General features: G+C 72.2%; 23 protein-coding genes and 1 pseudogene. 12 read left to right on the top strand and 12 right to left on the bottom strand.

Going from position 1 to position 21,792, the window contains the following annotated elements:
* Window positions 1-42: 42 nt before the first annotated feature.
* Window positions 43-981, bottom strand: coding sequence for a tRNA (adenosine(37)-N6)-dimethylallyltransferase MiaA (gene miaA / locus ACIP93_RS13130; RefSeq protein WP_401758011.1), 939 nt, complete (start codon window positions 979-981; stop codon window positions 43-45).
* Between the two features lie 183 nt (window positions 982-1,164).
* Here miaA and ACIP93_RS13125 point away from each other — a divergent pair, with 183 nt between their 5' ends.
* Window positions 1,165-1,488, top strand: coding sequence for a hypothetical protein (locus tag ACIP93_RS13125; protein WP_401758009.1), 324 nt, complete (start codon window positions 1,165-1,167; stop codon window positions 1,486-1,488).
* Between the two features lie 73 nt (window positions 1,489-1,561).
* Window positions 1,562-1,810 carry an antitoxin gene (locus ACIP93_RS13120; RefSeq protein ID WP_345217340.1) on the top strand — a complete coding sequence of 83 codons (249 nt, stop codon included), beginning with the start codon at window positions 1,562-1,564 and terminating at the stop codon, window positions 1,808-1,810.
* A 112-nt stretch (window positions 1,811-1,922) separates the two neighbouring features.
* On the opposite strand, the gene ACIP93_RS13115 is transcribed toward ACIP93_RS13120, so the two are convergent.
* Together ACIP93_RS13115 and miaB are read right to left on the bottom strand one after the other, a co-directional pair.
* Window positions 1,923-2,639: a class III extradiol dioxygenase subunit B-like domain-containing protein gene (locus tag ACIP93_RS13115; RefSeq protein WP_401758007.1), complete on the bottom strand. Its 717-nt coding sequence runs from the start codon at window positions 2,637-2,639 to the stop codon at window positions 1,923-1,925.
* 125 nt (window positions 2,640-2,764) lie between these two features.
* Window positions 2,765-4,249: a tRNA (N6-isopentenyl adenosine(37)-C2)-methylthiotransferase MiaB gene (miaB, locus tag ACIP93_RS13110; protein ID WP_345217338.1), complete on the bottom strand. Its 1,485-nt coding sequence runs from the start codon at window positions 4,247-4,249 to the stop codon at window positions 2,765-2,767.
* Between the two features lie 118 nt (window positions 4,250-4,367).
* Between miaB and ACIP93_RS13105 the strand changes: the two genes are divergently transcribed.
* Window positions 4,368-5,366 (top strand): TAXI family TRAP transporter solute-binding subunit, encoded by a 999-nt coding sequence (locus ACIP93_RS13105; protein ID WP_401758005.1) that lies wholly within the window; start codon window positions 4,368-4,370, stop codon window positions 5,364-5,366.
* A 60-nt stretch (window positions 5,367-5,426) separates the two neighbouring features.
* Here the strand turns inward: ACIP93_RS13105 and ACIP93_RS13100 are convergent, their stop codons facing one another.
* Window positions 5,427-6,839, bottom strand: a complete 1,413-nt coding sequence (locus ACIP93_RS13100) for a sensor histidine kinase (protein ID WP_401758003.1) — start codon at window positions 6,837-6,839, stop codon at window positions 5,427-5,429.
* A 207-nt stretch (window positions 6,840-7,046) separates the two neighbouring features.
* A pseudogene (locus ACIP93_RS13095) lies at window positions 7,047-7,748 on the bottom strand (response regulator transcription factor); the annotation flags it as partial.
* Window positions 7,749-8,040: 292 nt separating this feature from the next.
* Here ACIP93_RS13095 and ACIP93_RS13090 point away from each other — a divergent pair.
* From ACIP93_RS13090 to ACIP93_RS13055, 8 genes are all read left to right on the top strand, one after another.
* Complete coding sequence (locus tag ACIP93_RS13090; protein ID WP_345217335.1) at window positions 8,041-8,826, top strand: amino acid ABC transporter ATP-binding protein; 786 nt, start codon at window positions 8,041-8,043, stop codon at window positions 8,824-8,826.
* An 83-nt stretch (window positions 8,827-8,909) separates the two neighbouring features.
* Window positions 8,910-9,740 carry a glutamate ABC transporter substrate-binding protein gene (locus ACIP93_RS13085; RefSeq protein WP_401758000.1) on the top strand — a complete coding sequence of 277 codons (831 nt, stop codon included), beginning with the start codon at window positions 8,910-8,912 and terminating at the stop codon, window positions 9,738-9,740.
* Window positions 9,741-9,818: 78 nt separating this feature from the next.
* Entirely contained in the window at window positions 9,819-10,493 is a 675-nt protein-coding gene (locus ACIP93_RS13080) for an amino acid ABC transporter permease (RefSeq protein ID WP_401757998.1), read from the top strand.
* The gene (locus tag ACIP93_RS13075) at window positions 10,490-11,380 is read left to right on the top strand and encodes an amino acid ABC transporter permease (RefSeq protein WP_401757996.1); all 891 of its coding nucleotides are present in this window, start codon (window positions 10,490-10,492) and stop codon (window positions 11,378-11,380) included. Before ACIP93_RS13080 ends, ACIP93_RS13075 begins: the two co-directional genes overlap by 4 nt.
* 225 nt (window positions 11,381-11,605) lie before the next feature.
* Complete coding sequence (locus tag ACIP93_RS13070) at window positions 11,606-13,243, top strand: FAD-dependent monooxygenase (RefSeq protein WP_401757994.1); 1,638 nt, start codon at window positions 11,606-11,608, stop codon at window positions 13,241-13,243.
* A 32-nt stretch (window positions 13,244-13,275) separates the two neighbouring features.
* Window positions 13,276-13,362, top strand: coding sequence for a putative leader peptide (locus ACIP93_RS13065; RefSeq protein ID WP_380836616.1), 87 nt, complete (start codon window positions 13,276-13,278; stop codon window positions 13,360-13,362).
* A gap of 107 nt (window positions 13,363-13,469) precedes the next feature.
* Entirely contained in the window at window positions 13,470-14,006 is a 537-nt protein-coding gene (locus ACIP93_RS13060) for a cysteine dioxygenase (RefSeq protein ID WP_345217330.1), read from the top strand.
* Window positions 14,003-14,416 carry a rhodanese-like domain-containing protein gene (locus tag ACIP93_RS13055; RefSeq protein WP_345217329.1) on the top strand — a complete coding sequence of 138 codons (414 nt, stop codon included), beginning with the start codon at window positions 14,003-14,005 and terminating at the stop codon, window positions 14,414-14,416. The genes ACIP93_RS13060 and ACIP93_RS13055 overlap by 4 nt, the downstream gene beginning before the upstream one ends.
* Window positions 14,417-14,687: 271 nt before the next feature.
* Here ACIP93_RS13055 and recX read toward each other — a convergent pair whose 3' ends face one another.
* The 4 genes from recX to ACIP93_RS13035 form a co-directional block, all read right to left on the bottom strand.
* Window positions 14,688-15,470 carry a recombination regulator RecX gene (recX, locus tag ACIP93_RS13050; RefSeq protein WP_401757992.1) on the bottom strand — a complete coding sequence of 261 codons (783 nt, stop codon included), beginning with the start codon at window positions 15,468-15,470 and terminating at the stop codon, window positions 14,688-14,690.
* Window positions 15,471-15,473: 3 nt separating this feature from the next.
* Window positions 15,474-16,610 carry a recombinase RecA gene (gene recA / locus ACIP93_RS13045; RefSeq protein WP_345217327.1) on the bottom strand — a complete coding sequence of 379 codons (1,137 nt, stop codon included), beginning with the start codon at window positions 16,608-16,610 and terminating at the stop codon, window positions 15,474-15,476.
* Window positions 16,611-16,902: 292 nt separating this feature from the next.
* Window positions 16,903-18,048, bottom strand: a complete 1,146-nt coding sequence (locus tag ACIP93_RS13040) for an AI-2E family transporter (RefSeq protein WP_380836613.1) — start codon at window positions 18,046-18,048, stop codon at window positions 16,903-16,905.
* Between the two features lie 242 nt (window positions 18,049-18,290).
* Window positions 18,291-18,485, bottom strand: a complete 195-nt coding sequence (locus ACIP93_RS13035) for a DUF3046 domain-containing protein (protein WP_345217326.1) — start codon at window positions 18,483-18,485, stop codon at window positions 18,291-18,293.
* A 79-nt stretch (window positions 18,486-18,564) separates the two neighbouring features.
* On the opposite strand from ACIP93_RS13035, the gene ACIP93_RS13030 reads away from it, so the two are divergent.
* Window positions 18,565-19,524, top strand: coding sequence for a hypothetical protein (locus ACIP93_RS13030; protein WP_401757989.1), 960 nt, complete (start codon window positions 18,565-18,567; stop codon window positions 19,522-19,524).
* 16 nt (window positions 19,525-19,540) lie between these two features.
* Here the strand turns inward: ACIP93_RS13030 and ACIP93_RS13025 are convergent, their stop codons facing one another.
* From ACIP93_RS13025 to ACIP93_RS13015, 3 genes are all read right to left on the bottom strand, one after another.
* Window positions 19,541-19,849, bottom strand: coding sequence for an AzlD domain-containing protein (locus ACIP93_RS13025; protein ID WP_345217324.1), 309 nt, complete (start codon window positions 19,847-19,849; stop codon window positions 19,541-19,543).
* Window positions 19,846-20,625 (bottom strand): AzlC family ABC transporter permease, encoded by a 780-nt coding sequence (locus ACIP93_RS13020; protein WP_345217323.1) that lies wholly within the window; start codon window positions 20,623-20,625, stop codon window positions 19,846-19,848. The genes ACIP93_RS13025 and ACIP93_RS13020 overlap by 4 nt, the downstream gene beginning before the upstream one ends.
* A 223-nt stretch (window positions 20,626-20,848) precedes the next feature.
* Complete coding sequence (locus ACIP93_RS13015) at window positions 20,849-21,724, bottom strand: AraC family transcriptional regulator (protein WP_401757986.1); 876 nt, start codon at window positions 21,722-21,724, stop codon at window positions 20,849-20,851.
* Window positions 21,725-21,792: the final 68 nt, after the last annotated feature.

Below are 21,792 nucleotides of genomic sequence, written 5' to 3'. Positions count from 1 at the left end.
GCGCCCCATTGACGGGAGAAGCGTCCCGATGCCATCACGTGATCAGGCTGTGACCGCTCGTTCGAGCAACGCCAGCGCCAGGTGCGGGAGTTCCGCGCGGTGCTCGGCCGCGCCGCTCAGCCAGTGGACCCGCGGATCGCGCCGGAACCAGGAGTCCTGACGGCGGGCGAACCGCTTGGTGGCGCGCACGGTCTCGGCCCGCGCCTCCTCCTCGGTGCACTCCCCCGCGAGGGCGGCGAGCACCTGTTGGTACCCCAGGGCGCGCGAGGCGGTGACGCCCTCGCGCAGCCCCTGTGCCTCCAGGGTGCGCACCTCCGCCACCAGGCCCGCCTCCCACATGCGGTCCACGCGGGTGGCGATGCGCTCGTCGAGTTCGGGGCGGGCCACGTCGACGCCGATCTGCACGGTGTCGTACACCGACTCGTGACCGGGGAGGTTGGCGGTGAAGGGGCGTCCGGTGATCTCGATCACTTCGAGGGCGCGGACGATGCGGCGGCCGTTGCTGGGGAGGATCGCGCGGGCGGCGTCGGGGTCGGCGGCGGCGAGCCTCAGGTGGAGCGCCCCGGGGCCCTCGGCGGCGAGTTCCGCCTCCAGGCGGGCGCGCACCCCGGGGTCGGTGCCCGGGAACTCCATGGCGTCGATGGCGCCCTTCACGTACAGGCCGGAGCCGCCGACGAGGACGGGGGTGCGGCCCTCGGCGAGGAGGCGGTCGATCTCCCCGCGGGCGAGTCGCTGGTACTCGGCGACGTTCGCCGTGACGGTGACGTCCCAGATGTCGAGGAGGTGGTGCGGGATGCCGCCGCGCTCCTCGGGCGTCAGCTTCGCGGTGCCGATGTCCATCCCCCGGTAGAGCTGCATGGAGTCGGCGTTGACGACCTCGCCGCCGAAATGCCGGGCGAGGGCGACGCCCAGATCGGACTTGCCGGCCGCGGTGGGGCCGACGACGGCGATGACCCGCGGTGCGGGAGCTGCTGTTCTCACCGCCCCAGTCTCGCAAACACCGGGGAGTGTCCCCGAACGAGCGACGTGACGGCACGCCTGCGGGTTCGTTGCCTGTTGCGAGGTTCCGCACGCCGGTTTCACGCACCGGTTTCTCCGGGCGGCGCAATGGGACGCCCCGGAAAGCGCGGTATTTCGCCCACACGAGTACGTTATGGAGTAGTTATGGGCGTTTTTGCAATGTTCCGCCGCAAGTCCAAGAATCCTGAGAACGCCGCAGCGGCGTCGGCCGAGGCGGAGCAGACCGCCGCTCCGTCGGCCGACGCCCCCGCCGCGGCCGCTTCCGCGGAGAAGGCCGACGAGGCGCAGTCCGGGGCGAAGGCTCCGGAGAGCACCGCGGCGGACGTCCGTGCCGAGGCCGCCAAGGACGCTCCGGAGGCCGCGGAGGCGGCGGCCGGTGCGGACGACACGGAGGGGACGGAGATCCCCAAGCAGCAGTCCGCGGACGAGGCCGCGGACAATGAGGTCGGCGAAAGCGCCCGCAAGTAGCCCGGATCGGCTCCGCCCTCACGGACCGGCCCGGACGTGAAACCGAACGATCCCCACGAGGGAAGGTGAACCCATGGGCTTCCTGGACAATTTGAAGGCCAAGCTGGCTCCGGCCAAGGAGAAGGCCGCGGACCTCGCGCAGCAGCACGGGGGCAAGATCGAACAGGGCCTCGACAAGGCGGCTCAGGCGGTCGACTCCAAGACCAAGGGCAAGTACAGCAACCAGATCCAGTCGGGCACGGGCAAGGCGAAGGACGCCCTGGACCGTCTCTCGGCCAAGGACGACGGCGGCACTCCGCCGCCTCCGCCGCCGGCTTCCTGACGGTCCGGCGCGCGCACGGGAACGGCCGCGGAACCCTTTCGGTTCCGCGGCCGTTCCCGTGCCACGAAGCACACCTCGGCGGCTCCACCGGGCAGCGGGCGACCGGTCCCGGTCAGGACCAGGCCGCCACGAAGTAGCCCACGCCGTACGGAGCCTCCGCGTACAGCAGGCGCCCGCCCAGGCCCGTCCCCGCCGCGGCGCCCGCGAGCACCTGCCAGGGGGCCCGGCCGGACACCTTCAGGGTCCGCGCCAGGCCGGCGTCCAGCGCCAGCAGCGCGGCGGTGTCGGCGTCGCCCAGCGCGCGGGCGGCCCCGGCGTCGAAGTCCTCGGCGCGCTCGTCCAGGTAGCCGGGGGCCTTGAGCGTGCGGCAGGCGCTGCCGTCGCCCATCACCAGGAGCGCCACCCGGTCCGCCCGCCGGGCCAGCTCCCGGCCGGCGTCGGCGCAGCGGGCGGCCTCCAGGGACTCCCCGACGCCCAGGCCCTCGACGGGAGCGCCGTTCCACCCCGTACGGCCGAGGAGCCAGGCGCCCACCGCGAGCGAGTCCGGCAGGGGCCCGGCCGCGGCCCCCTCGGGGGTGTCCTCGCCGAGGCGCACCTCCAGGCCCACACCGAAGCCCCCGAAGCTCCCCCGGGCGCCCTCGGGGTGCGGGCCGCGCCGGTCCCGCCCGGCGGGTCCGGCCACGACGAGCAGGTCGGGCCGGGAGGCGGCGAGCACTCCCAGGGCGTCCGCGCAGGCGTTCCGGGCGGCGTCCAGTTCCGGTGCGGCACCGGCGGCGACCTCGGGGACGAGCAGCGGCGGACTGGGGCATACGGCGGCGGCTACGAGCATGAGCGGCAGCCTAACGCGGCAGCCCGCACGGGCCCGGGGCGGACCTGCGGGGGCGAGGGGCCGTGGACCCGCGGCCTCACAAACCTGCGGGGCCCGGCGGCCCCGCGGGACCCCGCCGGTGACCGTCAGGCGATGCTGCACCCGCCGGTCGCCGCCGGCAGGGGTTCCGGCACGCCGATCTTCGGCAGGCCCAGCATGACGCCGGGGCCCTGCTGCGGCTCGGCGTTGCGCTTCTCCCAGGCGTCGCCGGCGCGGGTGCGGCGCACGGCCTTGGCCTCGCCCTCGGCGAGCAGGTGGTGCGGGGCGGCGTAGGTGATCCCGACGGTCACCACGTCGCCGGGGCGCACGTCCTGGTCGGGCTTGGTGAAGTGCACCAGGCGGTTGTCCGGGGCGCGGCCCGACAGGCGCAGCGTCGCACCGTCCTTGCGGCCCTCGCCCTCGGCGACCATGACCTCCAGGGTGCGGCCGACCTGCTTCTTGTTCTCCTCCCAGGAGATCTCCTCCTGGAGGGCGACCAGCCGCAGGTAGCGCTCCTGGACGACCTCCTTGGGGATCTGGCCGTCCATGGTGGCCGCGGGGGTGCCGGGGCGGATGGAGTACTGGAAGGTGAAGGCGTTGGTGAAGCGGGCCTCGCGGACCGTGTGCAGCGTCTGCTGGAAGTCCTCCTCGGTCTCGCCGGGGAAGCCCACGATGATGTCGGTGGAGATGGCGGCGTCCGGCATCGCGGCGCGCACCCGCTCGATGATCCCGAGGAAGCGCTCCTGGCGGTACGAGCGGCGCATCGCCTTGAGGATCGTGTCCGAGCCGGACTGCAGCGGCATGTGCAGCTGCGGCATGACGTTCGGCGTCTCGGCCATGGCGGCGATGACGTCGTCGGTGAAGTCGCGCGGGTGCGGCGAGGTGAAGCGGACGCGCTCCAGGCCCTCGATCTTCCCGCAGGCGCGCAGCAGCTTGCTGAAGGCCTCGCGGTCGCCGATGTCGGAGCCGTACGCGTTCACGTTCTGGCCGAGCAGCGTGATCTCGGAGACGCCCTCGGCGACCAGGGCCTCGATCTCGGCGAGGATGTCGCCGGTCCTGCGGTCCTTCTCCTTGCCGCGCAGGGCGGGCACGATGCAGAAGGTGCAGGTGTTGTTGCAGCCGACCGAGATGGAGACCCAGGCGGCGTAGGCGCTCTCGCGGCGCGTGGGCAGCGTCGAGGGGAACGCCTCCAGCGACTCGGCGATCTCGACCTGCGCCTCCTCCTGGACGCGGGCGCGCTCCAGCAGCACCGGCAGCTTGCCGATGTTGTGCGTGCCGAAGACGACGTCCACCCAGGGGGCCCGCTGCGTGATGGTGTCGCGGTCCTTCTGCGCCAGGCAGCCGCCGACGGCGATCTGCATGCCGGGCCGCTTGGTCTTCATCGGCGCGAGCCGCCCGAGATTGCCGTACAGCTTGTTGTCGGCGTTCTCCCGGACCGCGCACGTGTTGAAGACCACGACGTCGGCGTCACCGTCGGCCCCTTCGGGCGCACGGACGTATCCCGCGCCCTCCAGGAGGCCCGACAGGCGCTCGGAGTCGTGGACGTTCATCTGGCACCCGTAAGTGCGCACCTCGTATGTCTTCTCGCTCATCTCGCCCACCAGGGTACGGGGCGCACCGGGTGGGGGGTGTCGCGCGGGGGCCTCCGCGGAGGGGCCGGTGCGGGTTCCCTCTGGCCGGGCGGGGAGTCGAGCTGGCAGGATCGCGCGCATGCTCCCCTCATTGCCCCGCATCGGTCGTCGTCGTGCCCTCCAGGGGGCGGCGGCGCTGCTCGCCGTGTGCGGACTGCTGCTGTGGTGGCTGCTGCCGTCCCGCACGCCGTCGCCGGAGGGGCGGATCACCTTCAGCACGGGGGTGCCCACGGGGGTCTACCAGCGGTACGGGACGCTCCTGGAGGAGGCGCTGCGGCAGCACCTGCCGAAGGTCGGGGTGACGCTGCGCACCAGCGAGGGCTCGCAGCAGAACCTGCGGCGGGTGGCGCGCGGCGAGGCCGACTTCACGGTGGCGACCGCGGACGCCGTCGCCAAGTACCAGCGCGACGGCAGCGAGGGCGCCGGGGGGCTGCGCGGGTGCGCGCGGCTGTACGACGACTACGTGCAGCTCGTGGTGCCGACCGATTCCGCGATCCGCGCCGTCGGCGACCTGCGGGACAAACGGGTGGCCGTCGGGCAGGAGGGCTCCGGGGTGCGGCTGGTGTCGAACCGGCTGCTGGCCGCCGCCGGGCTCGACCCCGAGCGGGACGTGAAACCGGTGTCGATAGGGATCGACACGATGCCGGGGCGGCTGGAGGAGGGCGGCATCGACGCCTTCTTCTGGTCGGGCGGGCTGCCCACCAGCGCGGTGCGCGACCTGTCGCGACGGATGCCGGTACGTCTGGTTCCGCTCGGCCCCGAGCTGGTGGAGGCGCTGCAGAAGCCCGGGGACACCACCCGCTACTACCGCTCCGCGGTGATGCCCGCCGACGCGTACGCGCACGTCAGCAACAAGGCGGCGGTGCCCACGGTGGCGGTGGCGAACCTGCTGGTGACGCGGGACCGCACGGACGCGGTGTTGACCGAGCGGTTCACGCAGACGGTGATCGCCAGCCGGGACCGGATCGGGCGGCAGGTGCACGCGGCGCAGTTGGTGGACCTGCGGACGGCCATCTACACGGACCCGCTGCCGCTGCACGAGGGCGCGGCCCGCTACTACCGGTCCGTGAAGCCGTAGCTCCTCGCCGCGCCGGCGCGCAAGGGCTCGGAGCCCCGGGCGGTCACCGGCACGCGGTGCTCACGGCTCGGTGCGCGGGACGGTCACCGTCACGCGCAGGCCCCGGGGTTCGTTGGCGTCGTACGTGATCGTGCCGCGGCCCGCGAGGAGCAGCGCGCGGGAGATCGAGAGGCCGAGGCCGGAGCCCTTGACGTTCTGGTGGCGGTTGCTGCGCCAGAACCGGTCGCCGACCCGGGCGAGCTCGTCCTCGGTGAGGCCCGGCCCGCCGTCCGCGACGACGACGGTGCAGGTGTGACCGCCCGGGGCGACGGTGACCGTGACCTCCTCGCCGGGCGGCGTGAACTTCAGCGCGTTGTCGATCACCGCGTCGAGCGCGCTGGAGAGGGCCACCGGGTCCGCCCACGCGGTGACGGCCTCCGGGCCGTCGCGCAGCAGACGCACCCCCTTGTCGTCGGCGAGCGGCCCCCAGGCCGCGACGCGTTCGGTGGCGAGTTCGCCGAGGTCGACCAGGCGGAGGTCGGCGGGGGCGTGCTCGGCCTGGGCGAGGTCGAGGAGGTCGTCCAGGACGCGGGCCAGGCGCTTGCCCTCGGTGCGCACGGAGGCGATCTCCTCGTTGCCCTCGGGGAGTTCGAGGGCGAGCAGTTCGATGCGCAGGAGGAGGGCGGAGAGGGGGTTGCGCAGTTGGTGGGAGGCGTCGGCGACGAAGGCGCGCTGCTGTTCCAGGACGTCCTCGACGTTGTCGGCCATCTCGTTGAACGAGCGGGCGAGGCGGCGCAGTTCCGGCGGGCCGCCCGCCGGCGCGACCCGGGAGTTCATGCGTCCGGTGGCGATGTCGTGCGTGGCCGCGTCCAGGACCCGTACCGGACGCAGGACCCAGCCGGTGAGCCGGAAGGCCGCCCCGATCGCCACGAACAGGGCGGCGGACTCGCCCGCCAGGATCAGCAGCCAGTCGTGCAGGATGCGCGACCGCAGGTGCCCGGTGGGCGACTCGGTGACCACCACCGCCGTCACGTCGCCGTCCCGCACCACCGGCGACGCCACCACCAGCGTGTGGTCCTGCCAGGGCCAGACCTGCGGCGGGTCGTGGCTGCGGCGTCCGGCGAGGGCCTCCTGGAAGGCGTCCTTGCCGAGCCTGCCCGCCGCCTGCACCGTCCAGCCGGGCGGGGCGGCGGCCATGGCGTCGCCGCCGCGGTGAAAGACCCCGACCCGGATTCCGTACACCTCGTGGTACCGGCCGAGTTCGGTCTCCAGGGTGGTGCGGCGCTCGTCCTCGGCGGCGGCGCTCTCGCCTGCCGTCGGCGGGCGGTCGGTGACGAACTGGGCGAGGGCGGCGAAGCGCGCAGTGTCGTCGATGCGGTCGACGACCACCTGCTGCTGCTGTGCGGCCGCCATCCGTACGGCGAGCGGAAAGCCGAAGGCGATCAGCATGCCCGCGAGCAGCACGATCAGCAGTGGGAGGAGGCGGGTGCGCACGAGGAGTTACGCGTTCCGGGGCGCACCGGCGTCGCCCGGGGCGTCGGGACGGCCGGTGTCGGGACGGCCGGCGCCGTCCGGGGCGCCCGGACCGGCGGACGCCTGGGGGTCCGCACCGGCGGACGCCTGGGGGTCCGGGCCGGCGGACGCCTGGGGGTCCGGGCCGGCGGACGCCTGGGGGTCCGGGCCGGCGGACGCCTGGGCGCCGTTCGGCGCGACCAGCCGGTAGCCGACGCCGCGCACGGTCTCGATGAGGGCGGGCATCCGCAGCTTGGAGCGGAGCGAGGCGACGTGGACCTCCAGGGTGCGCCCGGTGCCCTCCCAACTGGTGCGCCACACCTCGCTGATGATCTGCTCCCGGCGGAAGACCACCCCGGGCCGCTGGGCGAGCAGCGCCAGCAGGTCGAACTCCTTGCGGGTCAGCTGGACGGCCGTACCGTCGACGCTGACGCGCCGGGTGGGCAGTTCGATGTCCACGGGGCCGAGGCGGACGGTCGCGGCGGAGGCCGCGGCGGGCGCGTCCCCGGTGGTGTTGCGCCTGCTCACCGCGTGGATACGGGCGAGGAGTTCCCCGGTGTCGTACGGCTTGGTGACGTAGTCGTCGGCCCCGAGGTTGAGGCCGTGGATCCGGGAGCGCACGTCGGCGCGCGCGGTCACCATGATCACCGGGGTGCCGGTGCGCTTGCGGATCTTGCCGCAGACCTCGTACCCGTCCTGGTCGGGCAGGCCGAGGTCGAGCAGGACGACGCCGAAGGGCTCCTGCCCCTGGAGGCCGCGGTCGTCGGGGAGGAAGGCCTGGAGGGCCTCCTCGCCGTTGCGGGCGTGGACGACCTGGAAGCCGTGCCGGGTCAGGACGGCGGACAGTGCGGCGGCGACGTGGTTGTCGTCCTCGACGAGCAGCAGTCTCATGGTCCTCGCCCTCCCCCCGCGTCCCTGTTCTGGTGTGTGTTCCGGCGCGTGCCCACAGCATTTCCGATGGACGGCCCCAGGGCATCCACGCCGATCCGGCCACGCTGCGTCAAGGCCCTTCCCGTCACGGGCTTGTTCCGTTATGGAGCCGGTATCCCCACCTGGTGCCCCGTTCACGCAGAGTGTCCGGTTGCGGCCGGATCGTTATGCTCAATTTCCGCTCAGATGTAATGACGCTGGTAGCACTGGGTGACTAGGGTCCTCCCAACCGAGGAGGACGGAGCAAAAGCCGATGAGCGGAGTTTCAGTGACCAAGGGCGTCGAGGACGCGGTACCCGCGTCGGGCGATCTGGTCGTGCTGAGCAACGTCAACAAGCACTTCGGCGCGCTGCATGTGCTCCAGGACATCGACCTGACCATCGCCCGTGGCGAGGTCGTCGTCGTCATCGGACCCTCCGGGTCCGGGAAGTCCACGCTGTGCCGCACGATCAACCGCCTGGAGACGATCGACTCAGGAGACATCAGGATCGACGGAAAGCCCCTGCCCCAGGAGGGCAAGGAGCTGGCGCGGCTGCGCTCCGACGTCGGCATGGTGTTCCAGTCGTTCAACCTCTTCGCCCACAAGACGATCCTGGAGAACGTCACGCTGGGCCAGATCAAGGTCCGCAAGACGGACAAGAAGACCGCGGAGGACAAGGCCCGCGCCCTGCTGGACCGGGTGGGCGTCGGCGCACAGGCGGACAAGTACCCGGCACAGCTCTCCGGCGGTCAGCAACAACGCGTCGCCATCGCGCGGGCGTTGGCCATGGAGCCGAAGGTCATGCTCTTCGACGAGCCCACGTCGGCGCTCGACCCGGAAATGATCAACGAGGTCCTGGAAGTCATGCAGCAACTGGCGCGGGACGGGATGACCATGGTCGTCGTCACGCACGAGATGGGCTTCGCCCGCTCGGCCGCGAACCGGGTCGTTTTCATGGCCGACGGAAAGATCGTCGAAGAGGCCACGCCGGACCAGTTCTTCAGCAACCCTCGCAGTGACCGGGCCAAGGACTTCCTGTCGAAGATCCTGCACCACTGACGACTGCCGTTCACCGTACGACCGTTGCCAGGCGGGATACGGCTCCGACGACCAACGCTCCAACGACGTAAGGGATGTTCACGATGAAGCTCCGCAAGGTCAGCACCGCCGTCGTGGCGGTCGCCTCGCTCTCGCTCGCCCTCTCGGCCTGTGGCGGCGAGAAGGGCGGCAAGGGCAAGGACGGCGACAAGATCGTCATCGGTATCAAGTACGACCAGCCCGGCATGGGTCTGAAGACGCAGGACGGCAAGTTCACGGGCTTCGACGTGGACGTGGCCCGTTACGTCGCCAAGGAGCTCGGCTACACCGAGGACAAGATCGAGTTCAAGCAGGCGCCCAGCGCCGAGCGCGAGAACCTGATCAGCAACGGTGACGTGAAGTTCGTCGCCGGTACGTACACGATCAACGACAAGCGCAAGGCGAAGGTCGACTTCGCGGGCCCGTACTTCATGGCCCACCAGGACCTGCTGGTCCGCGCGGACGACAACACGATCACCAAGGTCGAGGACCTCAACTCCAAGAAGCTCTGCTCGGTCACCGGCTCCACCTCCGCGCAGAACGTCAAGGAGAAGCTGGCCCCGAAGGCCGACCTGCAGACGCTCGGCGGCTACTCGGAGTGCCTCAACGGCCTGGAGAACAAGACTGTTGACGCCCTGACCACGGACAGCACCATCCTCGCCGGCTACGCCGCGCAGAAGGAGAACCAGGGCAAGTTCAAGCTGGTCGGCCTCAAGCTGAGCGACGAGCCCTACGGCATCGGCCTCAAGAAGGGCGACAAGGACCTTCAGGGCAAGATCAACGCCGCGCTGGAGAAGATGCAGAAGGACGGCTCGTGGCAGAAGGCCGTGGACGCCAACCTCGGCCCGGCCAACTACAAGGCCGACCCCGCCCCGGCCATTACCGAAAAGGGCTGAGCCAGCAGTGACTGACGCGCCGCCGGCTCCGGTCGGCGGCGCGCGCCACGATCCAACAAGGAGAGATCGCGGGGCATCGTGTTCGAATTTCTTTCCTCCGGGCGGTACGACCTGCTCGGTGCCTTCTGGGTGACGGTTCAGCTCACCCTCTACTCGGCCATCGGCTCCCTCATATGGGGAACCCTGCTGGCCGGGATGCGGGTCAGCCCCGTGCCTCTCATGCGGGGCTTCGGCACCGCATACGTGAACCTCGTCCGCAACACGCCGCTGACGATCATCATGGTCGGTTCGCTCCTCGGTCTTTACCAGACGCTCGGCTTCAAGCTCGGGGCGGACCTCTCCGCGGACATCGGCTTCCGGCTGGCGGTCCTCGCGATGGTCGCGTACACCGGAACCTTCGTCTGTGAGGCGCTGCGTTCGGGCATCAACACCGTCCCGGTCGGCCAGGCCGAGGCAGCCCGCGCGCTGGGTCTCGGCTTCACCCAGGTACTGACGCTCATCGTCCTTCCTCAGGCGTTCCGTTCGGTCGTCGCTCCGCTGGCGAACGTGCTGATCGCGCTGACGAAGAACACCACGGTCGCCTCGGCGATCGGTGTGGCCGAAGCCTCGTTCCTGATGAAGAACATGATCGAGAACGAGACCGACGCGCTCTTCGCCGTCTTCGGCGTGATCGCTCTCGGGTTCATCGTTCTCACCCTGCCCACGGGGCTGTTGCTCGGCTGGGTGTCCAAGCGAGTGGCGGTGAAGCGATGACTTCCGTTCTGTACGACACCCCCGGGCCCAACGCCAAACGGCGCAACATCATCTACACGGTTGCCTTCGTCGTCGTCTTCGTCCTCGCGGGGTGGTGGCTCCTGGACGCCATGGCGGAGAAGAAGCAGCTGGACGGGGAGAAGTGGAGCCCGTTCGTCGCGGACTCCAAGGTGTGGACCACCTTCCTGCTGCCCGGTCTCGTGGAGACCCTCAAGGCCGCCGCCCTGTCGCTGGTGATCGCGCTGCCCCTCGGCGCGGTCCTCGGCATCGGCCGTCTTTCGGACCACGCCTGGATCCGCGTGCCAGTGGGCGTGGTGGTCGAGTTCTTCCGCGCCATCCCGGTCCTGATCATGATGGTGTTCGCCAGTGCGCTGTTCACTCAGTTCACCAGCATGGACTCCGAGGTCCGCCCCTTGTGGGCCGTGGTGACGGGTCTGGTGCTCTACAACGCCTCGGTCATCGCCGAGATCGTCCGGTCGGGCATCCAGTCGCTGCCCGCCGGCCAGACGGACGCGGCGAAGGCGATCGGTATGCGCAAGGGCCAGATGATGGTCTTCGTACTGGTGCCTCAGGCGGTCACCGCGATGCTGCCCGCACTGGTCAGCCAGCTCGTGGTCATCGTGAAGGACACCGCGCTCGGCGGTGCGCTGCTCGGCTTCAACGAGCTGCTCTCCCAGGTGCGTACCATCACGGCGAACTACGGCTCGAACACCATCGCCGCACTCACCGTGGTCGCCCTGCTGTTCATCGCCGTCAACTTCGCCTTGACCTCCTTCGCGAGCTGGCTGGAACGGCGTCTGCGCCGCGCGAAGAAGAGCGGCGGAGCGAAGGTCGACCTGAATGCGATCGAAGCGGGCGGCGGCGGTGGCGCCGGCGGCGCGCTCTGATCCCGACACCGTCCCAGCCAGGGGCCGGCCTCTCCCCGGAGGCCGGCCCCTCGCTCATTCCCGAGGACAATTCACCAACGGAACGCCCCACTCCCGAAGGACTCGCCTCCGTCACTTGACGCAAGCACCTGCAGTGGGTTGCATACGTTCTGTGATCGAGCACCGTCTTCCCACTGCCTCTCGCGCAGCGTCCCGCTGGACCGTACGGAGCGGAGGCGTCGCCCCGTGGACCCGGTGATCGTCGTCGGCGCCGGCCCGGTCGGGCTCGCGCTCGCCCTGTCCCTCGCCGCACAGCAAGTCCCCTCCGTCGTCCTGGACGAGGGCGACGGCACGCCGGAGGAACGCACCGCCCGGACCGTCGTCCTGCGCCCCGACACAGCCGCTCTCGTCGAGCGGCTCGGCTGCGCCGACGCCCCGGCCGAGGGGGCCGTCTGGGCCGCGTGGCGGTCGATGCGGCGCAAGCAGCTCGTACGGGAACTAACGCTCGGTGACCAGGAGGAGTTCCCCGCCCCCCTGCACCTTCCGCAACACGTCCTCACCCGCGGCCTGTACGCCGCCGCCGAGGCGCACCCCCTGGTCGAGCTGGCGATCCGCGCGCGCGTGGACACCGTCGAGCAGGACGCCAAGGGCGTCACCGTGCACACCCGCGAGCCGGGTTACCTGTACTGGCGCGGCAGTTACCTCGTCGGCTGTGACGGCGCCCGCTCCACCGTCCGCAAGCTGCTCGGCATCCGCTTCGCCGGCCGCACCGCCGTCGAGCGGCACGCCGTCGCCGCCCTGCGCGTCGAACTCCCCTGGCCGGAGACCGCCCTGCTGCACCGTCAGCCGCCGTGGCGCGGCGGCGGCCCCGAGGTGACGGCGCGTCCGCTGCCGGACGACGTGTGGCGGCTGGACTGGCTGCTGCCGCCGCGCGGTGACCTGGTGACGCCGGACGCCCTGGTGGCCCGGATCCGCGACACCCTCGCCGGGTGGTGCGGCACGACCCCTCCGTACGAGCTGATCGACACCGGCGTCTACACCCTGCACCACCGGCTCGCCCAGCGCTGGCGCGAGGGTCGGTCGTTCCTGGCGGGCGACGCGGCGCACCTGCTGGGCGCGCTCGGCACGCAGGGCGTCGACGAGGGCCTGCGGGACGTCGAGAACCTGGCGTGGAAGCTGACGCACGCCTTCCACCACGAGGCCTCCGAGGAACTCCTGGACAGTTACGAGGCCGAGCGCCGCACGTGTGTCGCCGCCCGGCTGCGCGCCGCCGACCAGGTGCTGCCGATACTGCGGGGCGGCGGCGGGCTGCGCGCGGTCCTGCCGGGGGCGGGCAGGAGCCACGACAACCTGCTCGCCGACGGCCACCTCGGCAACGGCGCGCTGGGCGCCCTCCCGGCGTACCCGCACTCCCCCCTCGCTCCCCCGCCGCCGTCCCCGGAGGCGAGGGCCGACGTGGACACCCCTGTCGGTGCTCCGGTGGTGGACGTCACGGTGACCGCTCCCGACGGCACGGCCGTGCGCCTGTGGGAGCGGCTCGGCCAGGGGCATCTGCTGGTGGTGCTCGTGGCGCCCGGCACCGGGGTGTGGGACCGCCGGCACTGGATGCAGGCCGGGGTGATGCCTCGGCTGGCGACCGCGGTGACCGCGCTGCCGGTGCCGGCGGAGCTGCTCGTCGCCGAGGGCTACCCGGGAGCGACGGCGCACACCGTCCTTCTCGTACGCCCGGACGGGCATTTGGTGGCCGCCTTCGACGGGGTGCATCCGGCGGAGCTGTACGCGGCGGCGGACGCGGCGCGCGGCGGCGCTCGCCGGGAACCCGAGGCGCTCGACGAGGCTCCGGACGCCCCCGTGCACACCGATCGGACCGCGGACGTCAATTGACCGGCCCGGGCTCGCATGGTGTACTCCCGATCATGAGCGACACCGATGTGAGCCTGTGGCGGAGGGTCCATATGGACCTGGTCCGTTATGCGGGCTGCGTCTGTCGCCCGTCCTGCTGATTCGCCCCCTCCTCACGCGCGGTGCGCCCTCTCCTGGCCGTCGACCCACGGGTCCGGCCGGTGAGATGCCCGTGCGTCCTCGCGAACTCCCCCAGGACGGTCTCTCCATGACGTTTTCCGCATCCCCGCACTCCCCTGCCGCCGTGTCGGCCGGGCCCTCCTCCGCCCAGCTCCTCGACTTCGCACGAGGCGTCGCCTCCGACGCCGAGCTGGTGGCGTCCCTGCCGCTCGACCCCGAAGGACGCACCTGGGCGCGCCTCGACGGGCCGGGCGGCAGCGAGGCCTGGCTGATCGGCTGGCCGCCGGGCACCGGCACCGGCTGGCACGACCACGGCGGCTCGCGCGGCGCGTTCGCCACGGCGTCGGGCGGCCTGACCGAACAGTCACTGGCCGTGCGGCTGCCCACCGAGGGGTGGAAGACCCTGGAACTGGCCGAAGGCGTCGACCGGCAGCGGCAGTTGCGGCCGGGTCAGGGGCGCGCCTTCGGGGAACACCATGTGCACCAGGTGCTCAACGAGTCCGCCGACGCGCACGCCGTCTCGGTGCACGCGTACTACCCGCCGCTGCCGCTGATGCGGCGCTACAGCCGCACGGGCGCGGTGCTGCGCCTGGAGCAGGTGGAGATTCCGGAGGAGTGGCAGTGACGCACGTCGAAGAGCCGCAGGGTCCGGTGGGGATCGACGCCCTGCTGGAGCGGGTACGGGCCGGGTTCGACCGGGTCGGCCCCGGGGAGGCGTACGCGGCGGCGGAGGCCGGGGCGCTGCTGGTGGACATCCGGTACGCGGCCCTGCGCGAGCGGGACGGGCTGATTCCGGGCGCGCTGGTGGTGGAGCGCAACGAATTGGAGTGGCGGCTCGATCCTCGGGGCAGTCACCGGGCGGCGGAGGCCACCGGGCACGACCTGCGCGTCGTGGTGATCTGCAACGAGGGGTACGCGTCCAGCCTCGCCGCGGCTTCGCTGCACCAGCTCGGCCTGCACCGGGCGACGGACCTGGACGGCGGCTTCCAGGCCTGGCGCGCGGCGGGCCTGCCGGTGCTGCCCGGGAAGGGCTGACGCCGAGAGCGGCCGCGCCCGTCCCGCGGACCCCCTGGAGCTCAGGGGGTCCGGCGGCGGAGTCCGATGTCTGGGAGGGCGGGACGTCCATGGGTGTACGGGGGGGCGCTGGGGCACGGGAGGTGTCGCGAGGGGCACAGGGCACCGAGGCACGGAGGGCGTCGCGGGAGGCACAGGTGCGCCGGGGCGCGGGGGCACCCGGGCCGTGGGGACGCCAGGTGCGCAGGGGCGGGCGGGCACGCGAGCACGCGGACGCCCAGGAGCCCAGGAGTCAGAACGGCTCATAGTCGAGACCGTCCGTGTCCTCGCCCTCCTCCTCCAGCGCCCGCCTGACCACCCGGATGGCCAGGCCCTCCGGATAGCCCTTGCGGGCCAGCATCCCCGCCAGCCGGCGCAGCCGCTTGTCGCGCTCCAGTCCGCGGGTGGAACGCAGCTTGCGGGCGACGAGCTCGCGGGCGGTCGCCTCCTCCTGGTCGGAGTCGAGCTGCCCGACGGCCTCGTCGATCAGTACCGGGTCGACGCCCTTGGTGCGCAGCTCGCGGGCGAGCGCCCGGCGGGCCAGGCCCTTGCCGTGGTGGCGGGACTCGACCCAGGCGCCCGCGAACGCCGCGTCGTCGATCAGGCCCACTTCCTCGAAGCGGGACAGCACCTCGTCGCTGACCTCCTGGGGGATCTCCCGCTTGTGCAGGGCGTCCGCCAGTTGCTTGCGGGTGCGCGGGGTGCCGGTGAGCAGACGCAGGCAGATGTTCCGCGCCTGCTCCGCCGGGTCCTGCGGGGGCTTCGATGCGGCTTCCCGGCCCTCCCCTGCGGCACCGGAGCCCCGCGAGGAGCGGGAGCCCCGGGCGTCCCTGCGTCCCCTCCCGGACTCCCCGAACCCCTTGGGCCCTCCGGTCCCCCCGGCTTCCCGGGAGGACCAGGGGAGCCGGGGAGGCCCGTCGGCCTCCCCCGGGCCCCCCGCGCCTCCGTCGTGCGCGGGGGTGCCGCCGTACCCGGCGGGGGTGTCGTGCCCGCCGGGCTCCCCGGTGCTGCCCGACCAGTCCGTCCTGCGGGTCACGGGCTAGCTCTTGGCCGCCGCGGCCTTGGCCGTCTTGGCCTTGACCGCCGGAGCCGGTACGGACTTCGCGTCGGCTGCCGCAGCCGCACCCGCACCCGCCGCGTCCGCGCCGGGCTCGCCCTCGGGGGCGTCCGTCTTGGGCTTGACGCCGACCCCCAGCTTCTCCTTGATCTTCTTCTCGATCTCGTCGGCGAGGTCGGGGTTGTCCTTCAGGAAGTTGCGGGCGTTCTCCTTGCCCTGGCCGAGCTGGTCGCCCTCGTACGTGTACCAGGCGCCCGCCTTGCGGACGAAGCCGTGCTCGACGCCCATGTCGATCAGGCCGCCCTCGCGGCTGATGCCCTGCCCGTAGAGGATGTCGAACTCGGCCTGCTTGAAGGGCGGCGCGACCTTGTTCTTGACGACCTTGACGCGGGTGCGGTTGCCGACCGCGTCCGTGCCGTCCTTGAGGGTCTCGATGCGACGGATGTCGAGGCGCACCGAGGCGTAGAACTTGAGCGCGCGGCCACCGGTCGTGGTCTCCGGCGAGCCGAACATCACACCGATCTTCTCGCGGAGCTGGTTGATGAAGATCGCGGTGGTCTTGGACTGGTTGAGCGCGCTGGTGATCTTGCGGAGCGCCTGGCTCATCAGCCGGGCCTGGAGGCCGACGTGCGAGTCGCCCATCTCGCCCTCGATCTCCGCACGCGGCACGAGCGCCGCCACGGAGTCGATGACGATCAGGTCGAGCGCGCCGGAGCGGACCAGCATGTCCACGATCTCCAGCGCCTGCTCGCCGGTGTCCGGCTGGGAGAGGATCAGGTTGTCCGTGTCGACGCCCAGCGCCTTGGCGTACTCCGGGTCGAGCGCGTGCTCGGCGTCCACGAAGGCGACGGTGCCGCCGGCCTTCTGCGCGTTCGCCACGGCGTGCAGCGTCAGCGTCGTCTTTCCGGAGGACTCCGGGCCGTAGACCTCCACCACACGGCCGCGGGGGAGCCCGCCGACGCCGAGCGCGATGTCCAGGGCGGTCGACCCGGTGGGGATGATCTCGATGGGGTCGTTCGGCCGGTCGCCGAGCCGCATCACGGCACCCTTGCCGAATTGTCGTTCAATCTGCGCGAGAGCGGCGTCCAGCGCCTTCTCGCGGTCGGTGCCTGCTGCCATGGGTTCCACCCGATTTGCTTGAGTCGATCGCTTCACGTCAATGACGCTAACGCCTGCCACTGACAATCGGCCTCGGCGTCGCTCTGACCTGTGGACAACCCGGTCGGGAACCCCGAGGTCACAAGGCCGCAACACCAATAAGAATGGATGTTCGATTTTTGTGTCAAGCGAGCCACGCGGCACCCGCCGGGCGGCTCGGACCGACTGCGCACGCCGAACGGAACGGCGCCTCAAGACGGCCCGACATCGCCGACGGCACCCACGGGGGGATCGGGCCGGAAAGCCGCGCCGCTCAGGCGTCGTGCCCCGCCCCGGGCGGCGGCGTCCGGTTCCGGTCGTGCCGCAGCGCGGCGCGCAGCCGCGCCAGGGCGGACGCCCGGCGGTCCCGGTGGCCGTGCACCCGGGGGTCGTCGGTCACGTCGTAGCGCTTGACGTACGCCCCGAGGAACGCCTGGAGCGTGGCGACGGCCGGGATCGCGATGAGCGCGCCGACGGCGCCCATCAGTGCCGTCCCCGCGACGACCGAGCCGAAGGCGACGGCGGGGTGGATGTCGACCGTCTTCTCGGTCAGCTTCGGCTGGAGGATGTAGTTCTCGAACTGCTGGTAGACCACGACGAAGCAGAGCACCCACAGCGCGTACCAGGGGTCCACCGTGAACGCGATCAGCATCGGCAGGGCGCCCGCGAGGTAGGTGCCGAGGGTGGGGATGAACTGGGAGATCAGGCCCACCCACACGGCCAGCGCCGGTGCGTACGGCACGTCCAGGACCACCAGCAGGACGTAGTGCGCGATGCCGGAGACGAGTGCCATCAGGCCGCGCGAGTAGAGGTAGCCGCCGGTCTTGTCGACGGCGATCTCCCAGGCGCGCAGCACCTCCGCCTGCCGGGCCGGCGGCAGCACCGAGCACAGCGCGCGGCGCAGCCGGGGGCCGTCGGCCGCGAAGTAGAACGAGAACAGGAAGATCGTCAGGAGCTTGAACAGGCCGCCCAGCACGGTCGTCGAGACGTCCAGGACGCCGCTCGCGCTGTTCTGCACGTACTTCTGCAGCCAGTCGGAGCGCAGCAGGCTGTCCTGCACCTCCACCCTGGAGAGTTCGGTGTTGAAGGTGTGGTTGACCCAGCTGATCACCGAGTCCAGGTACTTGGGGAACTCGTCGACCATGGTCAGGATCTGACCCGCCAGCATCGATCCGAGCATCACCACGAAGCCGATGCCCGCCAGCATCACGCCGAAGAACACCAGGAAGGTGGCGAGGCCCCGGCGCATCCCGCGCGCGGCCATCCGGCTCACGGCGGGCTCCACCGCGAGCGCCAGGAAGAAGGCGATCACGATGTTCAGCAGCAGGGTGATCAGTTGGTGGAACGCCCACTCACCCAGTTGGTAACAGGCGAACAGGGCCAGTGCGAGCACCATCGCGCGCGGCAGCCAGCGGGGCATGCGGGCCGGCCCCGCGGGAACCACGGGCGGCGTGGGCGGCGCGGTGCCCGGCGGGGCGGCCGGCCCGTCGTCGTGCTGGGGTTTCGCCTGGTCCTGGGCGGTCTCATCAGTCGGTGGCACGGGGCCAAGTGTCACCCATGAGTGCGTCGACCACACGCCCCTGCCGCCGCACGGGGCGCGCCCGTCCCCGGCGCCTCCTCAGGGGCGGACCCGTGCCTTCCTGGAGGAAGACAGGGAAACGGTCAGCGCCTGTCGTACGGAACGTCCATCGCCCGGCACACGACCTGCCACACGCTCTTCGCGTCCCAGCCCGCGTCCAGCGCCTCGTGCACCGTACGACCGCCGAGCTCGGACATCACGTGGTCGCGCGCGAAGGAGTCCGCATATGCCTCGCCGAAGTGCGCCGCCATGCGCTCCCAGAAAATCGTCAACCGCATGACACCAGTATCGCGCCCCTGAGAGTGCAGCCCGGTCCGCACCCTTGCGGGGAGCGCCGCGCACCCGCACCGTCGGCACATGGCTGGAAATGGAGCATCACCCCCCGGGGCCGCCCCGCGCGCGGCCTCTCCCGGCGCGGCGTCCCCGCTCGGCCGCGCCGCGCACTTCGTCTGGCTGACGGCCCGGGTCCTGGAGCAGCGCCGGTTCGCGTACCACTTCCTCGGCGGCGGCGCCGATCCCGTCGAGGCCGCGCTCCACGCGTACCTCGGCGAGGACGGCGGATTCGGGCACGCCCTGGAGCCCGATCTGCGGGGGCCGGTGAGCCAGCCCCCGCACACCGCCCACGCCCTGCGGGTGCTGGAGTCCATCGGCAGGTGCGGCGGCACGCGCGTGGAGCGCGTCTGCCGCTATCTGACCGGGGTCTCCACCAAGGAGGGCGCACTGCCCGCGGTGCACCCCTCGCAGCGGGGGTACCCCGCCGCACCCTTCGTGCCCGTTGTGGACGATCCGCCCGGCGAACTGCTGGCGACGGGCCCGGTGGTGGGCACGCTGCACCGCAACAAGGTCTGGCACGCCTGGCTGTTTCGCGCCACGGACTTCTGCTGGGCGGCCGTCGAGACGCTGGAGGAGTCGCATCCGTACGAGATCCAGGCCGCCGTCGCCTTCCTGGACGGCGTGCCGGACCGCTCCCGGGCCCGGGCGGCGGCGGACCGGCTGGGGCGTCTCACGCGGGCGCGGGGGCTGGTCGTGCTCGATCCCGCGCGACGGGACGAGATCCCGGTGGCACCCGGGTACGCCCCGGGTGAGCACCACTTCGCCCACGACTACGCGCGCGTGCCCGAGTCGCTGGCGCGCGGCTGGTTCACGGACGGGGAGATGGCGCGCGCCCTGGACTTCCTGGCCGCCGAGCAGCAGGAGGACGGCGGCTGGCCGGTGCGCCGGCGGTCGTGGGCCCCGGGGAACGTACTGGAGGCGCGCCCCCTGGTCACCATCGACGCCCTGCTGACACTGCGGGCGTACGGCAGGGAGATCGGCTGAGCCGGCCGCCGTGCCCTCAGCCGCCCAGCGCGCGCACCCCCGCGGTGACCGCCACGGCGGCGCCGACGACCACCAGGAACGGCGCTCGCAGCACCAGCGCGACAGCCGCCGCCGCGAGACCCGCGCCCCGTGCGTCCAGTACGAGCGCCTGTCCCGTGGCAAAGGTCTGCTGCGCGGTGAGCGCCGCCAGCAGGGCGACGGGCAGCAGGGCGGAGAGGTCGCGCACCAGCGGACGTTCCAGGGCGTTCGCGGGGACGAGGAGCCCGAGCAGTTTGACGAGGTAGCAGCCCACCGCCGTGGCGATGATCGCGATCCAGACGCTCACTGTGCCGCTCCCGTGCCGCTGTCACTGTGACGACTGCCGTTGCCGTTGCCATCGCCATCACCGCTGCCGGGGCCGTCGCTGTCACGACGCCCGGTGCGCCCCTTGGCGTAGAGCACCAGCGGTGCCGCGAGCGCTGCCACCAGCACCGGCGCTCCGCCCGGCAGCACGGGCAGCAGCCCGAGCATCACCAGGACCGCGACACCGGCGACGGCGCGCTCCGTGGCGGAGCGCAGCATGGGGGCGAGCAGCGCCAGGAAGACCGCGGGACCTGCCGCGTCCAGGCCCCAGGCCTTGGTGTCGCCGATCGCTTCGGCGCCCAGTGCCCCGAGCAGGGTGGTGAGGTTCCACAGTACGTACAGGGTGACGGCGGTGACGGTGAAGCCGATGCGGGCGCCGCGCCGGGTCGACTGGGCCAGCGCCACCGCGGCCGTCTCGTCGATCACCCCCTGTGCCGCGAACGGGCGCACCGGCCCCGGCAGCGCGAGCAGTTGCGACAGGCGCAGCCCGTAGAAGGTGTTGCGCACGCCCAGGAAGAAGGCGCCCGCCGCCGCGGTGAGCGGGTTGCCCCCGGCCGCGAGCGCTCCGACGAGGGCGAACTGCGAGGCGCCGGTGAACACCAGCAGGCTGAGCGCGCAGGTCTGCGCGACGGTGAGCCCGGCGCCGGCGGAGGTGACGCCGAAGGCGAAGCCGGAGAGGCCCACCGCGACGCCGACGCCGAGCGCGTCCCGTACGACGGCGGCGTCGGGCCTGGACGTGCCGTCCGGAACGGCACGCACTGGTGTGCGTATGCCCGCCGTCGTGCGCGTGTCTGCTGCGCGTGTGTCCGTCGTCGTGCACCCGTCTACAGCGCGTGTGTCCGTCGTCGTGCACCCGTCTACAGCGCGTGTGTCGGCCGTCGTGCACATGTCCGCTGCGTGTCTGTCGGCCGTCGTGCACCTGTCCGCTGCGCGTCTGTCCGCGGATGCCGCGGACGCTGTCTGTTCTGCCACGCCCGGGACGCTACGAGGGGACCGTGCCCGCGGTCTTGTACGTTCTTGCGCGCTCGCGCCGGTAGGCCCCCGGCGGCACCCCGACGATGCGGGTGAAGTGGCGGTTGAGGTGCGGCTGGTCGGTGAAACCGACCATGACGGCGGCGTCGGCGGGCGCGGTCCCGGTGTTCAGCAGGTGCTGGGCGCGGCGGACGCGGGCGTTGGTGAGCCAGGTGTGCGGGGGCATCCCGTAGGCCGCCTTGAAGGCGCGCAGCAGCGCGAAGGGGCTGGTGCCGAGTTCGTGGGCCAGACGCTCCAGGGACGGCGGGTCCGTCATCCGGTCGGCCAGGATCTCCCGGGCGAGCGCCGCGGTGCGGGCGGCCGCCGGGAGCGGGCCCCGGGCGGGCAGGGAGCGGCCGTGGCGGCGCAGCATCCGGGCGATGGCGAGGCGGAAGGCGGTGTCGGCGGCGAGCGCGTTGCCCGCCTCGGCGGCGAGATGCACCTCGTGCACGAGCCGCGCGGTGTCGGGGTCGTGGACGATCGTCTCGGCGAACCCCACCGTGCCGCGCAGCGTGGTGATCTCGGCGGCGACGTCGGCGACCAGTTCCCGCGACGGGTAGAGGGTGCCGTACGACCAGCCCTCGGGGACTCCGGCGTGCGCGGAGTGCGGCACTTCCGGGTTGATCATGACGACGCTGCCGGGCAGCACGCTGACGGTCCCGTCCGGCATGCGCAGGTCCTCGATGCCGCGCCGCACGGCGGCGAGCACGAACCCCTCGTGGCTGTGGCGCGGGAAGGTGTGCCGGACGTAACGGGCGCGCAGCAGGTCGAGGCCCGGCACCCCGGCGTAACTCCAGTGCCGCGCCCACTCCCCGTCGCGCCCGGTGGGCGTCGAACCCCTCGCCATCAGGCCATTCTGCGCCCCGGCCCCACGCCGCTGACCTGCGTGTCCACAGTCCGGACCGGGAATTGTCA

This window comes from Streptomyces sp. NPDC088745, from assembly GCF_044751045.1.
GTDB classification, from domain to species: Bacteria; Actinomycetota; Actinomycetes; order Streptomycetales; family Streptomycetaceae; genus Streptomyces; species Streptomyces cremeus.
This window is presented reverse-complemented; position numbering and strand designations above follow the sequence as displayed.

What these genes read in the sequence shown, in the direction of transcription:
- ACIP93_RS13125 (WP_401758009.1), top strand. Translation starts at nt 1,165, where the DNA reads ATGGGCGTTTTTGCAATGTTCCGCCGCAAGTCCAAGAATCCTGAGAAC.
- ACIP93_RS13120 (WP_345217340.1), top strand. Translation starts at nt 1,562, where the DNA reads ATGGGCTTCCTGGACAATTTGAAGGCCAAGCTGGCTCCGGCCAAGGAG.
- ACIP93_RS13115 (WP_401758007.1), bottom strand. Translation starts at nt 2,639, where the DNA reads ATGCTCGTAGCCGCCGCCGTATGCCCCAGTCCGCCGCTGCTCGTCCCC.
- miaB (WP_345217338.1), bottom strand. Translation starts at nt 4,249, where the DNA reads ATGAGCGAGAAGACATACGAGGTGCGCACTTACGGGTGCCAGATGAAC.
- ACIP93_RS13105 (WP_401758005.1), top strand. Translation starts at nt 4,368, where the DNA reads ATGCTCCCCTCATTGCCCCGCATCGGTCGTCGTCGTGCCCTCCAGGGG.
- ACIP93_RS13090 (WP_345217335.1), top strand. Translation starts at nt 8,041, where the DNA reads ATGAGCGGAGTTTCAGTGACCAAGGGCGTCGAGGACGCGGTACCCGCG.
- ACIP93_RS13085 (WP_401758000.1), top strand. Translation starts at nt 8,910, where the DNA reads ATGAAGCTCCGCAAGGTCAGCACCGCCGTCGTGGCGGTCGCCTCGCTC.
- ACIP93_RS13075 (WP_401757996.1), top strand. Translation starts at nt 10,490, where the DNA reads ATGACTTCCGTTCTGTACGACACCCCCGGGCCCAACGCCAAACGGCGC.
- ACIP93_RS13065 (WP_380836616.1), top strand. Translation starts at nt 13,276, where the DNA reads ATGAGCGACACCGATGTGAGCCTGTGGCGGAGGGTCCATATGGACCTG.
- ACIP93_RS13060 (WP_345217330.1), top strand. Translation starts at nt 13,470, where the DNA reads ATGACGTTTTCCGCATCCCCGCACTCCCCTGCCGCCGTGTCGGCCGGG.
- recA (WP_345217327.1), bottom strand. Translation starts at nt 16,610, where the DNA reads ATGGCAGCAGGCACCGACCGCGAGAAGGCGCTGGACGCCGCTCTCGCG.
- ACIP93_RS13040 (WP_380836613.1), bottom strand. Translation starts at nt 18,048, where the DNA reads ATGCCCCGCTGGCTGCCGCGCGCGATGGTGCTCGCACTGGCCCTGTTC.
- ACIP93_RS13035 (WP_345217326.1), bottom strand. Translation starts at nt 18,485, where the DNA reads ATGCGGTTGACGATTTTCTGGGAGCGCATGGCGGCGCACTTCGGCGAG.
- ACIP93_RS13030 (WP_401757989.1), top strand. Translation starts at nt 18,565, where the DNA reads ATGGCTGGAAATGGAGCATCACCCCCCGGGGCCGCCCCGCGCGCGGCC.
- ACIP93_RS13015 (WP_401757986.1), bottom strand. Translation starts at nt 21,724, where the DNA reads ATGGCGAGGGGTTCGACGCCCACCGGGCGCGACGGGGAGTGGGCGCGG.